At 23.5% G+C, this 14,766-nt stretch carries 12 protein-coding genes; 6 read left to right on the forward strand and 6 right to left on the reverse strand.

What is annotated here, in order from left to right:
• Window positions 1-3: 3 nt before the first annotated feature.
• The 3 genes from sucB (at window position 4) to pfkA (ending at window position 3,149) form a co-directional block, all read left to right on the forward strand.
• Window positions 4-1,182: a dihydrolipoyllysine-residue succinyltransferase gene (gene sucB, locus RJT65_RS01295; RefSeq protein WP_343152396.1), complete on the forward strand. Its 1,179-nt coding sequence runs from the start codon at window positions 4-6 to the stop codon at window positions 1,180-1,182.
• A gap of 142 nt (window positions 1,183-1,324) precedes the next feature.
• Window positions 1,325-2,023 (forward strand): 2,3-diphosphoglycerate-dependent phosphoglycerate mutase, encoded by a 699-nt coding sequence (gene gpmA, locus RJT65_RS01300; protein ID WP_343152398.1) that lies wholly within the window; start codon window positions 1,325-1,327, stop codon window positions 2,021-2,023.
• Window positions 2,024-2,183: 160 nt separating this feature from the next.
• Window positions 2,184-3,149, forward strand: coding sequence for a 6-phosphofructokinase (gene pfkA / locus RJT65_RS01305; protein ID WP_343152400.1), 966 nt, complete (start codon window positions 2,184-2,186; stop codon window positions 3,147-3,149).
• Between the two features lie 93 nt (window positions 3,150-3,242).
• On the opposite strand, the gene tpiA is transcribed toward pfkA, so the two are convergent.
• The 6 genes from tpiA to serS all read right to left on the reverse strand — a co-directional run bounded on the left by tpiA (window position 3,243) and on the right by serS (window position 10,554).
• Window positions 3,243-4,001, reverse strand: coding sequence for a triose-phosphate isomerase (gene tpiA, locus RJT65_RS01310; protein WP_343152402.1), 759 nt, complete (start codon window positions 3,999-4,001; stop codon window positions 3,243-3,245).
• A gap of 117 nt (window positions 4,002-4,118) precedes the next feature.
• Complete coding sequence (gene rpsA, locus RJT65_RS01315) at window positions 4,119-5,798, reverse strand: 30S ribosomal protein S1 (protein WP_343152403.1); 1,680 nt, start codon at window positions 5,796-5,798, stop codon at window positions 4,119-4,121.
• 103 nt (window positions 5,799-5,901) lie between these two features.
• Window positions 5,902-6,597: a (d)CMP kinase gene (gene cmk, locus RJT65_RS01320; protein ID WP_343152405.1), complete on the reverse strand. Its 696-nt coding sequence runs from the start codon at window positions 6,595-6,597 to the stop codon at window positions 5,902-5,904.
• 171 nt (window positions 6,598-6,768) lie between these two features.
• Entirely contained in the window at window positions 6,769-8,055 is a 1,287-nt protein-coding gene (gene aroA / locus RJT65_RS01325) for a 3-phosphoshikimate 1-carboxyvinyltransferase (protein WP_343152406.1), read from the reverse strand.
• A gap of 70 nt (window positions 8,056-8,125) precedes the next feature.
• On the reverse strand, window positions 8,126-9,211 hold the full coding sequence (gene serC / locus RJT65_RS01330) for a 3-phosphoserine/phosphohydroxythreonine transaminase (protein ID WP_343153177.1): 1,086 nt from the start codon (window positions 9,209-9,211) through the stop codon (window positions 8,126-8,128).
• 44 nt (window positions 9,212-9,255) lie between these two features.
• Window positions 9,256-10,554, reverse strand: a complete 1,299-nt coding sequence (gene serS, locus RJT65_RS01335; RefSeq protein WP_343152407.1) for a serine--tRNA ligase — start codon at window positions 10,552-10,554, stop codon at window positions 9,256-9,258.
• A gap of 434 nt (window positions 10,555-10,988) precedes the next feature.
• Here serS and trxB point away from each other — a divergent pair, with 434 nt between their 5' ends.
• The 3 genes from trxB to aspS all read left to right on the forward strand — a co-directional run bounded on the left by trxB (window position 10,989) and on the right by aspS (window position 14,472).
• Window positions 10,989-11,948, forward strand: a complete 960-nt coding sequence (gene trxB / locus RJT65_RS01340) for a thioredoxin-disulfide reductase (protein WP_343152408.1) — start codon at window positions 10,989-10,991, stop codon at window positions 11,946-11,948.
• Window positions 11,949-12,024: 76 nt separating this feature from the next.
• Window positions 12,025-12,243: a translation initiation factor IF-1 gene (gene infA / locus RJT65_RS01345; protein WP_343152409.1), complete on the forward strand. Its 219-nt coding sequence runs from the start codon at window positions 12,025-12,027 to the stop codon at window positions 12,241-12,243.
• A 474-nt stretch (window positions 12,244-12,717) separates the two neighbouring features.
• On the forward strand, window positions 12,718-14,472 hold the full coding sequence (aspS, locus tag RJT65_RS01350) for an aspartate--tRNA ligase (RefSeq protein WP_343152410.1): 1,755 nt from the start codon (window positions 12,718-12,720) through the stop codon (window positions 14,470-14,472).
• The last annotated feature ends 294 nt before the right edge of the window (window positions 14,473-14,766 follow it).

A 14,766-nucleotide genomic window follows, 5' to 3' on the forward strand; every position in this document is an offset into this window, starting at 1 on the left:
AAAATGAAAAAAATAGACATATTAGTGCCAGATCTTCCAGAATCTGTTTTAAATGCCACTGTTGCATCATGGCATAAAAAAACTGGGGATATTATTCTAAAAGACGAGATTTTAGTAGATATCGAAACGGATAAAGTAATATTAGAAATACCGTCTTCTTCTGAAGGAATTCTTTCTAAAATTCTTGAAAAAGAAGGATCAATTGTAACATCTAAACAAATTTTAGGAGAAGTTGTTGAAAAAAAAAATAAGGAAGAAAAAAAATTAAATAAAGAAAATAAAGAAAAACATTGCAGTCCATCTTTAAGAAGATCTTTATCTTCTGAAAAAAATAATATTCTAATAAATCAAGATTTTTCATTTTCAAAACAAGAAAATAAAAAAGAAAATTTCTTTAAAATACAAAATAATGTTATTAATAACATAGAAAATAAACCATTATTTTTACCTAAAAAAAACGAGATAAATTTAAATTCAGATATTAGAAGTACAACAAGAAAAAAAATGAGTCCTTTAAGAAAGTGCATATCTGAACGTCTACTTCTTGCAAAAAATTCTACTGCTATGTTAACAACTTTTAATGAAGTTAACATGGAATCTATTATTAAATACAGAAAAAAATATGGTATTTATTTTAAAAATAAACACGGAATTAAATTGGGTTTAATGTCTTTTTTTATTAAAGCAGTTATAGAATGTTTAAAAAAAATTCCTTCAATTAATTCCTCTGTTAAAGACGATGATTTAATACAATTCAATTATTTTGATATCAATATTGCTGTTTCTACGGAAAGAGGTTTAATTACCCCTGTTTTAAAAAATGCAAATGAAATGAGTATTTCAAAAATAGAAAAAAAAATAAAATATTTTTCTGAGCAGGGAAATAAAGGTAAATTAGACATTAAAGAACTTGAAAATGGAACTTTTACTATTACAAATGGTGGAGTTTTCGGATCTTTGTTATCAACTCCTATTATTAATTTTCCTCAAGCAGCTATCTTAGGAATGCATACTATCAAAGATCGAGCTATAGTAATAAATAATGAAATAAAAATAGCCCCAATGATGTATTTATCATTGTCTTATGATCATCGGATTATAGATGGAAAAGAATCTATAAATTTTTTAAATTATTTAAAAGAAACATTAGAAAATATACCAACATTATTCTTAGAACTATAAAGATAAAATAAAATTATTATTTTTAATAAACCTTATTTTTTTATTAAAAAAATATATTATTTATAATGATAATTATATTAATTTTACTTTAAAAAAATATTTAATAAAAAATTTTTTAAAATTATACAATTAAGGAATATCTATGAAAATTACAAAAATGGTTTTAATTCGTCACGGAGAAAGTCAATGGAATAAATTAAATAGATTTACAGGTTGGCATGATATCGATTTATCTAAACAAGGTTTATTAGAAGCAAAGAATTCTGGAAAATTATTAAAATCTAAAAATTTTAATTTTGATTATTGTTTTACATCGTTATTAAAACGAGCAATTCATACATTATGGAATATTTTAATCGAACTAAATCAATCTTGGTTACCAATAAAAAAAACATGGCGTCTTAATGAAAGACATTACGGATTGTTGCAAGGCTTAAATAAATCAGAAACAATTTTAAAATATGGGAAAGAAACTGTCGAACAATGGAGGAGAGGCTATGAAATTGTTCCTCCAGAATTAGAAAACATTGATCAAGTTTATTCAGGATACGACAATAAATATCGAAAAGTAAATGATTTAGAAAAACCAATGTCAGAAAGTTTAAGAATGACAAAAAATAGAGTAGTTCCTTTTTGGAATAAGGAAATATTTCCTAAAATAAAAAAAAACCAAACTATTTTAATAGTAGCTCATGGAAATTCTTTAAGAGCTCTAATTAAACATTTGTCTAATATTGAAGATAATCAAATAATAAATTTAGATGTACCTACTGGCACCCCAATTGTTTATGAGTTTGATGAAAAATTAATTCCTATTAAATATTATTTTCTTAAAAAGTAAATTATTTGTATTATTTTTAAATAAAAAATTTTAAACTTCTTAAAGTGTTTTCTGCATTATTTTATTAAAAGTTATATAAATTTATATTTTTCAAAAAAGAAAAAAAATATTCGAAAATTATAAAATTTTTATATGTAATTTAAACTATCTGGGGATAAAAATGATTAAGAGGATTGGTGTACTCACTAGTGGAGGAGATTCTCCAGGTATGAATGCAGCTATACGAAGTGTTGTACGAGCAGGAATTAGTGAAAAATTAGAAGTTATTGGAATATATGATGGTTTTTTAGGTTTATTTAAAAATAAGATGAAAAATTTAGATAGATATAGCGTATCAGATATTATTAATAAAGGAGGAACTTTTTTAGGTTCAGCAAGATTTCCTGAATTTTCTAAAAAAAATATACGTTCTACTGCTATTTCAAATATGAAGAACAATGGAATAGATGTTTTAATTGTCATTGGAGGGGATGGATCGTATGTAGGAGCAAAATTAATTTCAGAAATGGGATTTCCATGCATTAGTTTACCAGCTACAATTGATAATGATATTCCAGGTACAGACTATACGATAGGGTATTTTACAGCATTAGGTACAGTTGTTGAAGCTATAGATAGATTAAGAGATACTTCTTCATCTCATCAAAGAATTTCTATTGTTGAAATGATGGGAAGAACTTGTGGAGATTTGACTTTAGGTGCAGCAATAGCAGGAGGCTGTGAATTTATATTATTACCTGAATTAGAATATAAAAAGGAAGAATTATTACTTGAAATTAAAAGAGGTATTAAAAAAGGCAAAAAGCATGCAATAGTTGCTATTACAGAATATATATGCGATATAGAAGAACTAGCAAAATATATTGAAAAAGAAACTGGAAGAGAAACAAGAGCCACTATTTTAGGTCATATTCAAAGAGGAGGATCTCCTGTAGTATACGATAGGATTTTAGCTTCTCGTATGGGAGCATATTCTATCGAATTATCATTACAAGGATACAATAATGGAAGATGTATCGGTATACAAAATGAAAAAATGGTTCATCATGATATTATTGATGCTTTAAAAAATATGAGACGTCCTTTTAAAAAAGATTGGTTAGAAACAGCTAGGAAATTATTTTAAATAAATTTGGTGCCGGGTAAACCGGCGCTATTTCTATTAAAGAATAGAATAACTTTAAAAAAATATACTTAAATAAATATTTTTTTATTTTTTTTAAAAAATTTTTTTTAAAACATTTAAAAAAATATGAAAACTTAAACAAGCTGTGCCTACTAAAAATCCATCTATATCTTTTTCTTTACAAAAAAGTTCAATGTTTTTTTCGTTTACAGAACCACCATATAATAAATAAAAATTATTTAATGAAGGAATAGATTTTTTTCTAATATACGTTTTTAAAGAATGTAAAATAAATTGAACTTCTTTAGAATTCGCGGATTTTCCAGAACCAATAGACCAAACAGGTTCATAAGCAATAATAGTATTATCAAATGCGTTTTTTCCAACCAAATTAAAAATAATATCTATTTGCTTTTTACAAACATCTATAGTTTTGTTATTCTTTTTTTCTTCTAAAGTTTCTCCTATACATAAAACAGGAATTAAATTTTCTTGCTTTAGTAAACAAAATTTTTTAGCAACTAAATATTCATCTTCATTATGAAAAATTCTTCTTTCAGAATGACCGATGATAACAGTTTTTACTAGCATATCTTTTAACATTAATGGTGATATTTCTCCAGTAAAAGCTCCTGAAAGATGAATATCAACATTTTGAGCACTTAATTGAATCCATTTATTTTGTTTGATAATTTCTTTAAATTTATATAAATAAATATATGAAGGGGCTATACTAAGCTTGCACTTTTTTTTAAAAATCTCTTCATTTTTTTTTAAAAAATCTAATAATGAAGAGAATATTTTCTTACTTCCATTCAATTTCCAATTAGCTATTACCAATGGTAAGTTCATATAATTGTAACTCCAAAAAATATTAAAATTATGTTTCTGAAGTACTTTAAGTACTTCAGAAAATTTTTTTTTACAAATTTAATAAATTAAATATTTTTAATATATGAAAAATAAAATTTATTCACTATTTTTTGCTGCTTTAAAAGCTTCAAACATAACATTTGAAAATTTTTCATCTTTTGGTTTGGAATTTTTTACACTATTTATCTTTTTTTCTTTATTCTTTTCTTTTTCTTGAAAAGAAAGATAAATAACTCGATTTTTTCTATCAACATTATTAATTTTTACTGTAATTAGATTTCCGATTTTAAAATAATTATTTTGTTTATTTTTTTTGAATGTTTCTGTAGAGTCAGAAACTTTAATAATTCCTTCTAAATTATTTTCCAAACTAACTATTATGCTTTTATTATCAATCGAAATTATTTTTCCTGAAGTTATTGCATTTTTCTTATTAGTATTAATAAATTGATTTAAAGGATCTTCATGTAATTGTTTAATTCCTAAAGAAATTCTTTCTCTTTCAGAATCAACCTGTAAAACAACAGCTTTAATTTCGTCAGTTTTTTTATATTTTTGAACTGCTATTTCTCCGGGAATTGTCCAGGAAATATCTGATAAATGAACTAAACCATCGATACCCCCTTTTAAACCTATAAAAATTCCAAAATCAGTAATAGATTTAATTTTTCCAATAACATGACATCCTTTCTGATGTGTTTCAGAAAACTCTTTCCAAGGATTTAAAGTACATTGTTTTAATCCTAATGAAATTCTTCTTCTTTCTTCATCAATATCTAATACCATAACTTCTACTATATTATTAACATTTACAACTTTAGAAGGATGAATATTTTTATTTGTCCAATCCATTTCTGAAACATGAACTAATCCTTCTACTCCTTCTTTAATTTCTACAAAACATCCATAATCAGTTAAGTTTGTTACCCTTCCTTTTAATTTAGTTCCTTCGGGATATTTTTTAGCAATCTCAACCCAAGGATCTTCACCTAACTGTTTTAATCCTAAAGAAACTCTAATTTTTTCTCGATCAAATTTTAAAATAGTTACTAAAATATCATCCCCTACACTAACAATTTCACTAGGATGTTTTACTCTTTTCCATGCCATATCAGTAATATGCAATAAACCATCTACCCCACCTAAATCTACAAAAGCTCCATAATCAGTTAAATTTTTAACTATTCCTTTGACTGTAGCTCCTTCCTTAAGACTTTCTAATAATTGATTTCTTTCAGCACTATTTTCTGATTCAATAACAGCTCTACGAGAGACTACTACATTGTTTCTTTTTTGGTCTAATTTAATTACTTTAAACTCTAGTTCTTTACCTTCAAAATGAATAGTATCTCTAATTGGGCGAATATCTACTAATGAACCAGGTAAAAATGCTCGAATATCATTTAATTCAACTGTAAAACCACCTTTTACTTTTCCATTGATGATTCCAACTATAGTTTCTGAATTTTCGTAAGCTTTTTCTAATAAAATCCATGCTTCATGTCGTTTTGCTTTTTCTCTAGAAAGTATTGTTTCTCCAAATCCATCTTCTATAGCATCTAAAGCTACGTCAATTACTTCACCAACAGAAATTTCTATTTTTCCTTTAGAATTTTTAAATTGTTCGATTGGAATAATAGACTCAGATTTTAGTCCTGCATCTACTAGTACTACATCTTTATTAATTGAAATAATAGTACCTTGAATAATTGATCCGGGTCGGGTTTTAATCTCTTTAAGAGACTCTTCAAATAATTCTGAAAAAGATTCTGTCATATTAATAGTTCTTTAGAAAATTCATCTTAAATTTCTAATTAGAATCCTTCTAATTAAATATTGTTTATATTTATTTATAATATCCATTTTATAAAACCGTAAATTAAATACTTTTTTTTATTTCTTTTTTATATTTTTCATTTATATAATGCATGCATAATGTAAATACTTCTTTAACATTCATATTTGTTGAATCAATGATTATAGCATTTTTTGCTGGCATTAAAGGAGAAATAGTTCGAGTATAATCTCGGTTATCTCTTTTTTTCATTTCAAAAAATAATCGATTCGCATTAATAAATAAACCTTTTTTCTTTAATTCCAGCATTCTTCTATTAACACGACTAATTAAATCAGCTTTTAAAAAAAATTTTATTTCAGCTTCTGGAAATACTACTGTACCCATATCTCTACCATTAGCTACTAATCCTGGGAATTTTTGAAACATTCGTTGTTTTTTTAATAAAGCATTTCGAACATGAGGAAGCATAGCTAATTGTGAAGCTATATCACTAACTTTTTGAAAAATAATTTTTTTAGATATATTTTTTCCATTAGAAAAAAATAAAAAATTATTTTCTTTTTTTAAAATCTCAAATTTTAAATTTTTTGAAATTGAGATTAAATCTAAATCTAAAATAGAAATATTATTTTCTATAACTATTAATGCTAAAGCTCTATAAATAATTCCTGATTCAAGAAAAAACCAATTTAATTTATTTGCTATAGCTTTACATATAACACTTTTTCCGGCCCCGCTGGGTCCATCTATAGTAATTACAGGAGCAAGTATATTCATTTTTTTCTCCTGTTAAAACCAAATTAGTGTACTTTAATTATAAATATATTAAATTTCTATAATTTTTAATTTATTAACTAATTTAGTTGTTCAAAAATTATTGATTTTTTTAACATCTTAAATTTAAGATATAAAAGAATTTTATAAATAAATCAATTCTATTTTAAAAAACTAATTATAAGTACTAATTTTTTGAAGTTCATTAAAATATGTTGGAAATGTTTTATTTACACATTGGGGATTTAAAATAGTTACTGAAATATTAGATAATGCTATTAAAGAAAAACACATTGCTATACGATGATCATTATAAGTGCTAATTTCTGCATGTAAAAATTTTTCAGGAGGTTTAATTAAAATGTAATCTTTTCCTTCTTTAACAAAAGCTCCTATTTTTTTTAACTCTGTAGCCATAGCTAATAAACGATCACTTTCTTTTAATCTCCAATTATATACATTTTTAATTTTAGTTATTCCTTTAGAAAATAATGCAACTATTGCTATAGTCATAGCTGCATCTGGAATATGATTCATATCTAATTGAACTGCATTTAGTTGATTTTTAGTACAAGAAATAAAATTAGAGCCCCAAGTAATTTTAGCACCCATTTTTTCTAAAACATCGGCAAATCGCACATCTCCTTGTAAACTTTTTTTTCCAATTCCATGCACTTTAACCGTTCCTCCTTTAATAGCAGCTGCGGCTAAAAAATAAGAAGCTGATGAAGCATCTCCTTCTATATTAAATTCTCCAGGAGTCTTATAGTTTTGATTTCCTTGAATAAAAAAAGAACGATATCTATTATTTTTAACTAAAACTCCAAATTTCTTCATTAATTCAATTGTTAATTTTATATATGGTTTAGATACCAATTCACCTAATATAAAAATGTTTGTGTTATTTTTTGATAAAGGAGAAACTATTAATAAAGCTGTTAAAAATTGACTGGAAATGTTTCCTTTAAGATAAATATCTCCTCCAACATATCCTCCTTTAATAAAAATAGGAAGAAATCCTTTTTCTTTAAGATATACAATATCAGCACCACCTTGTTTAAGAGCATCAACTAAATGTTTAATTGGTCTTTCAAGCATTCTGGGATCGCCTGTTAATTCTACATTATTTTTTTTAAGAGAAAAAAGAGCCGTTAGAGGTCTAACTACTGTTCCTGCATTTCCTAAAAAAAAAGTTGTTTTTTTAAGAACTTTAAAAGCTTTAATGTTCCCATAAATTATACAAGATTTTTTTTTATTAAATAATTTATATTGAATTCCTAAAGTTTGTAATGCTTCTAACATATATCTAGTATCATCGCTATCTAACAAATTTTTTATTTCAGTTTTTCCATTTGATATAGCAGATAAAAGTAATACTCTATTAGAAATACTTTTTGAACCTGGTAAATAAATATTTCCATTTATTTTTTTTATAGCTTCTAATTTTATTTTTTTATTCATAATATAAAAACTCAAGTATTTATTTTAAATAAATTTTAAAAAATCCGAAAAATGTTATGCAAAAAAAGATTTATTTATATTTTTTTTCAAAATAATTCATAAAATTTATCAATTTTTTTACTCCCTCTATAGGCATTGCATTATAAATTGAAGCTCTTATTCCACCTACTATTTTATGTCCTTTTAAAGCATACAAACCAAAAGATAGTGCTTCTTTTATAAAAGCTTTATTTAATTTTTCATTTTTCAGATAAAATGGAACATTCATATACGATCTATACTTTTTACTGATATTATTAATATAAAAATCTGTAGTATCTATTTTTTCATAAAGTAAATTGGCTTTTATTTCATTTTTCTTTTCTATTTCTTCTAAACCACCTTGCTTTATTAACCATTTCACAACTAAACCTGCTAAATACCAAGAAAATGTAACCGGTGTATTAAACATAGATTGATGTTTTATTGCTATATTATAATCTAGAATAGAAGGAACTAACTTTTTTTTACTTGTAATTAAGTCTTTTCTGATAATAACTAGTGTTACTCCAGAAGAAGATATATTTTTTTGAGCGCTAGCATAAATTAACCCATATTTACTAACATCAATACGTCTAGATAAAATAGTTGAAGAAAAATCTCCTATTATTATTTTGTTTAAAAAATTAGGTTCTTCTTTTATTTCTATTCCTTCTAGAGTTTCATTAGGACAATAATGAACATAAGAAGATTGTTTATTAAGCTTCCATTCTGAAAATGGAAGAATGTTTATTCGATTATTGTTATGTTTAATAACATTAATTCTTTGAGGTAAACAATATTTTTTAGCTTCTTCAAAAGCGGCATTAGACCAATAACCACTACAAACATAATCAGTAAGTTGATTTTTTTTTGTTAAATTCATCGGAATAGCTGAAAATTGCCCCCTTGCCCCACCTGAAAAAAATAAAACGTGATAATCACTTGGAATGTTCATTAAAAATCGTAAATTTTTTTCACATTCTTCTACTACTTTCATAAATTCAACACTTCTGTGACTAATCTCTATAACTGAAGCTCCTAAATTTCTCCAATTATAAAATTCTTTTTTATACTGAGTTAAAATATCTTTAGGTATCATAGAAGGACCAGCACTAAAATTATAAGTCGTATTCATATTATTCACCAACATTTTTTACGAAAACTACAAAAAGATATTTTTTAAGAAATTATTTTCAGTCCATTCATATATTTGTTTTGTAGTACCAATGGTACTTCAATAGCACCATTTTCTAATTGATAATTTTCTATTATTGCTCCTAGTGTTCTACTTAGAGCTAAGGCAGAACCGTTTATAGTATGAAGAAACTTTTTTTTTGTTTTTTTAGAACTACTTTTATATTTAGATTTCATTCTTCTTGCTTGAAAATCAATCATATTTGAACAAGAAGATATTTCTCTATATTTTTTTTGAAATGGAAACCAAACTTCCAAATCATAAGTTTTTGAAGAAGAAAATCCTAATTCCTTTGGACATAACTGTACTTTTCTATAAGGTAAATTCAATAATTGTAATATTTTTTCGGCATGTAAGGTTAATTCTTCTAATGCTTCCATAGAATATTTAGGATTTACAATTTGTACTATTTCTACTTTCTCAAATTGATGCATTCTAATTAAACCTTTAGATTCTTTTCCATAAGAAGAAGGTTCTAATCTAAAACAAGGTGTGAGAGCAGTTAGTTTAATTGGTAGATCTTCTTTGTTAAAAATTTTATCCCGAATTAAATTAGTTAAAGGAACTTCTGCTGTTGGAATTAATGTATATTGAATTTTTTCATTTATTTTTTCAGAAGATTGAATATGAAACAAATCCGAACTAAATTTAGGTAGTTGTCCTGTTCCATACAAACTTTCTGAATTAACTAAATAAGGCACATAAGTTTCTAGATATCCATGTTCAATAGTATGAGTATCTATCATAAATTGGCTTAAAGCACGATGTAATAAGGCTATTTTCCCTTTCATAACAACAAATTTTGATCCAGATATCTTTGCTGAAGATTTCCAATCTAATCCTTTTAAATTTTTTCCTAATTCAATATGATCTTTAATTTTAAAATTAAATTTTTTAATATTTCCCCACTTCATTATTTCTTGATTTTTATTTTCTATACAAGTAAAAATTGTATCTTCTGATGGTATATTGGGGATTTCACTATAAATTTTAAATAAATCTAATTCAAAAATTTTTAATTTATTTCGATATTTATATATTTTTTTATTGATAATTGAAACTTCGTTCTCAATTTCTAAAGTATTTTTTTTGATTCTTTTTAAAATTCCTATTTTTTTAGATAAATTATTTCGAATAGCTTGTAAATTTTCCGTTTTTACTTGGAAAATTTTTCGACTTCTCTCCATTTCTTGAATTTTTTCAATATTTAAGGTAAATCCTCGCATTAATAATTTTTTATTAACAATATCTAATTGATTTCGTAATAAATTCTTGTCTATCATAATTAATTTATTTTCTTAGTTAACTAAAGCTATAATTATAATATATTACTTTTAAATACAAAAAAATATTTTTATTAATAAAGAATTAAAAATAAAAAATTCAATTTTTTTATGTAATAGAAACATTACATAAATATACTTTCATAAAATATATAAATATTTATGAATTAATGATTTAAGCAATACTTTTAATTAAAAAAATGTTTAAAAAATATTTTTTTAGTTTAATAAGTTAAAAACCGTTTAACATTTTTTTAAAGAAATTGTTTTTTATACTAAAAAAACATCTTTAAATTATCTATTAAAAAAAAAAAAATCATGATATAATTTTTCTGAATAGAAAAAATAAATTTCTTATTAATAATTCAAAATTATTAATTTCCTAATACTGATAAAAAATTAAAAAAATGTTTTTTTTTAAGGAAACATATAATATGAAATCATTAAAAAGTAGGAAACTTATTATTATAGGAACTGGACCAGCTGGGTATACAGCTGCGATATATGCAGCTAGAGCGAACCTTAAACCTACTTTAATTACCGGTATAATTCCGGGAGGACAATTAACAAAAACTGAAAATATTGAAAATTGGCCTGGTGATATTAGCTCTTTAACTGGATCAGAATTGATGGATCGAATGAAAAAACATGCTATAAAGTTTAACTCTGAAATTATATCTGATGAAATATTGAGTGTAAATTTCAAAATTTTTCCATTTAAATTAACTGGAGAAGAATACGAGTATGTTGCTAAATCAGTAATTATTGCAACTGGGGCATCTCCAAAATATCTAGGTATAAATTCTGAAAAAAAATTTCTCGGAAAAGGGATTTCAACATGTGCTATATGCGACGGTTTTTTTTATAAAGAAAAAAATATTGCAATTATAGGTGGAGGAAATACAGCAATAGAAGAAGCTTTATATTTATCAAATATAGTTTCTAAAATTTATTTAATCCATAGAAAACCATTTTTTACAGCAGAAAAAATTTTAATTGCCCGTTTAAATAAAAAAATTCAAGAAAAAAAAATTGTTCCTTATATGAATTATTCAGTTAAAAAATTCATAGGAAATAATAAAGAGTTAACAGGTATAAAAATAATTTCTGAAAAAAATAATGATATTTCTAAATCAATAAATCTTTCAGGAGTTTTTATTTGTATAGGAAATACTCCAAATACAAATATTTTTAGAAAACAACTAAAAATGAAAAATGGTTATATAAAAACTAATCTTTCGAATTTTCATGGATATAAAACTCAAACTAGCATAGAAGGAATTTTTGCTGCTGGAGATGTTACTGATCATATTTACAGACAAGCTATTACTTCATCGGCTAGCGGCTGTATGGCAGCTATCGATGCCGAAAAATATCTTCAAATATCCTCCTGATTTTATTAAAAAAAATATAAATATTATTATTAATGATAAATTATATAAAACAAATGTTTTTTAAACCGAGAAAATCATGCCTAAAGAAGAAAATATAGAAATGCAGGGAACCGTTATAGACACACTTCCAAATACAATGTTTCGTGTAAAATTAGAAAACGATCATTTAATTACCGCACATATATCAGGAAAAATGAGAAAAAATTATATTCGCATCCTTACAGGAGATAAAGTAACAGTAGAGTTAACACCTTACGATCTTACTAAAGGAAGAATAATTTTTAGAAGCAGATAAAAAAAATAAATATTTTTTCCTATTTCTGTTTTAATTAAATTATTTTTTTAAAAAAAATTTTGTTAATACATTAACATATTTATTTTATAAAAATAAAACTTGTTTATGTTTAAACAAAATATTTATAAATTTTTACTTTTTTATAAAAATTATTAATTTAATAACATTTAAATAATTTTTGATTTAAAAAAAATAATATTTTTTGGTAATGGTTAACTTTTAATATTTGATATTTTCTATCAATAAAATAATTTTTTTTATATATATTTTTCTTAATTTTATTTTTTCTAACAAAAAAATATTCTTTATACAAAAATTTAATAATAGAATTAATATTCAAGTTTTTTAGAAAAAAATAAAATAATATTTTCTACTCAATAAATATATATATACTTTTTTAAAAAATATTTTTTTAAACTATAAAAATAAAAAATAAATATTTATCTATCTAATAAAAAAATAATTAGGAATTTTATGAGAACAAAATATTGTGGGCAGATCAAATTATCTGATGTTAATAAATATGTACGATTATGCGGTTGGATAAATAAAATAAGAAATTTAGGAAATATTATCTTTATAGATATGAGAGATAAAGAAGGAATTATACAAATAGTTTTTAATTCAGAAGATAAAAAAACATTTCAAAAATCAATTTTATTAAAACAAGAATCTTGTATTCAAATTTTTGGAGTTGTTAAAGAAAGAGAAAAAAAAAATAAAAATTTAACTTTACCTACTGGGGAAATAGAAATATTAGTTAAAAAATTAAAAATTTTTAATCATTCTAAACCATTACCTCTAGATTCTAATTATGAAAACAACGAAGAGATAAGATTTAAATATCGTTATTTAGATTTAAGAAACCCAAAATTATTCAATAATCTAAAAATTAGAAATAATATTTCAATGTTAATTAGAAACTTTATGAAGAAAAACAATTTTTTAGATATTGAAACACCAATATTAAGCAAATCAACGCCAGAAGGGGCTAAAGATTATTTAATACCCAGTAGAATTCATAAAGGAAAGTTTTATGCTTTACCTCAATCTCCTCAACTATTTAAACAGTTATTAATGATATCTGGTTTTGATAAATATTATCAAATTGTTAAATGTTTTAGAGACGAAGATTTAAGGTCTGATAGACAACCTGAATTTACTCAAATTGATATTGAAATGTCATTTATTAAAGAAAAAAAAATTCGTAAATTTATAGAGAAAATGATTTGTTACTTATGGAAAAATATTATTAATGTAAATATAAAAAAGTTTCCTGTTCTTACTTATTTTCAAGCTGTTAATGAATACGGATCAGACAAACCTGACTTAAGAAATCCTCTTAAAATAATTGATTTTTCTTATATTTTTAAAAAAAATTTTTCTTTTTTTAATTTAACAAAAAATAATAACAAAGATTATCGTATAGCTGGTTTACATATTTCCAATAGTTTTAAAATAAGCAGAAAAAAAATAGAAGACTATGAAAGATATCTTAGAAAATATAATGTTAAAAAATTACATTTAATCAAAGTAAAAAATATACTTGATAAAAAAAATGGATTTAAAGGTTCAATAAATCCTATTTTTTCAACTAATATAATTAATAAATTATTAAATTTAATAGATATTAAAAATAATGATTTACTATTAATTGTCGCCGACAATAGGAGCATTGTTAATTTTTCATTAGGAAAACTGAGAACAAAAATAGCAGAAAATTTTGATATGATTAATAAGAATGAATGGAAACCTGTATGGATTATAGATTTTCCAATGTTTAAAAAAGATGATTTAGGAAATTATCATTCCGTTCATCATCCTTTTACTGCACCTAAGAAATATAAAATAAAAGATTTAAAAAAAGATCCAGAAAACGCTTTATCTAACTCCTATGATCTTGTTATTAATGGATGTGAAATTGGAGGAGGCTCTATTAGGATCAATACAAAAGAAATGCAAAAAACTATATTTAATATATTAAAAATTCCTAAAAAATTACAAAAAAAAAGTTTTAGTTTTTTTCTAAAAGCATTAACTTATGGAACCCCACCACATGGAGGAATAGCAATAGGACTAGATCGGATAACAATGCTTCTTACAAAAAGCAAGAGCATTAAAGATGTTATAGCATTTCCAAAAAGCACAAGTGCTTCCTGTTTAATGACAAATTCTCCTAATACCATTAAAAATATGGAATTAAAAGAACTAGGAATAAAAAAAATATAAAATAAAAATAATCATTTTTTATTATTTATCTTTAAAAATAAAGAAACAAATTAATAAATTTTAATTTATTACAACTTGTTTAGTTATAAAATTAATAATTATATTGTTTATATAAAAATCATTAATTTTATTAATTATTTTTATTTTTTTAAATTTTCTATATAAATTAAAAAATTTAAGTCTTTTTTTATTTATTTTAGCAAATTTATCTTTATTTTTTTTAAAAAAATTTTATTTATATAATCTGATATTATTTAATAAAATTATTATTAATTTAATATTAAAAAAAATTAC

Origin of the sequence: Buchnera aphidicola (Mindarus japonicus) (genome assembly GCF_039393905.1) — a bacterium.
GTDB lineage: Bacteria > Pseudomonadota > Gammaproteobacteria > Enterobacterales > Enterobacteriaceae > Buchnera_A > Buchnera_A aphidicola_B.

What these genes read in the sequence shown, in the direction of transcription:
- aspS (WP_343152410.1), top strand. Translation starts at nt 12,718, where the DNA reads ATGAGAACAAAATATTGTGGGCAGATCAAATTATCTGATGTTAATAAA.
- rpsA (WP_343152403.1), bottom strand. Translation starts at nt 5,798, where the DNA reads ATGACAGAATCTTTTTCAGAATTATTTGAAGAGTCTCTTAAAGAGATT.
- sucB (WP_343152396.1), top strand. Translation starts at nt 4, where the DNA reads ATGAAAAAAATAGACATATTAGTGCCAGATCTTCCAGAATCTGTTTTA.
- serC (WP_343153177.1), bottom strand. Translation starts at nt 9,211, where the DNA reads ATGAATACGACTTATAATTTTAGTGCTGGTCCTTCTATGATACCTAAA.
- pfkA (WP_343152400.1), top strand. Translation starts at nt 2,184, where the DNA reads ATGATTAAGAGGATTGGTGTACTCACTAGTGGAGGAGATTCTCCAGGT.
- cmk (WP_343152405.1), bottom strand. Translation starts at nt 6,597, where the DNA reads ATGAATATACTTGCTCCTGTAATTACTATAGATGGACCCAGCGGGGCC.
- serS (WP_343152407.1), bottom strand. Translation starts at nt 10,554, where the DNA reads ATGATAGACAAGAATTTATTACGAAATCAATTAGATATTGTTAATAAA.
- trxB (WP_343152408.1), top strand. Translation starts at nt 10,989, where the DNA reads ATGAAATCATTAAAAAGTAGGAAACTTATTATTATAGGAACTGGACCA.
- gpmA (WP_343152398.1), top strand. Translation starts at nt 1,325, where the DNA reads ATGAAAATTACAAAAATGGTTTTAATTCGTCACGGAGAAAGTCAATGG.
- aroA (WP_343152406.1), bottom strand. Translation starts at nt 8,055, where the DNA reads ATGAATAAAAAAATAAAATTAGAAGCTATAAAAAAAATAAATGGAAAT.
- infA (WP_343152409.1), top strand. Translation starts at nt 12,025, where the DNA reads ATGCCTAAAGAAGAAAATATAGAAATGCAGGGAACCGTTATAGACACA.
- tpiA (WP_343152402.1), bottom strand. Translation starts at nt 4,001, where the DNA reads ATGAACTTACCATTGGTAATAGCTAATTGGAAATTGAATGGAAGTAAG.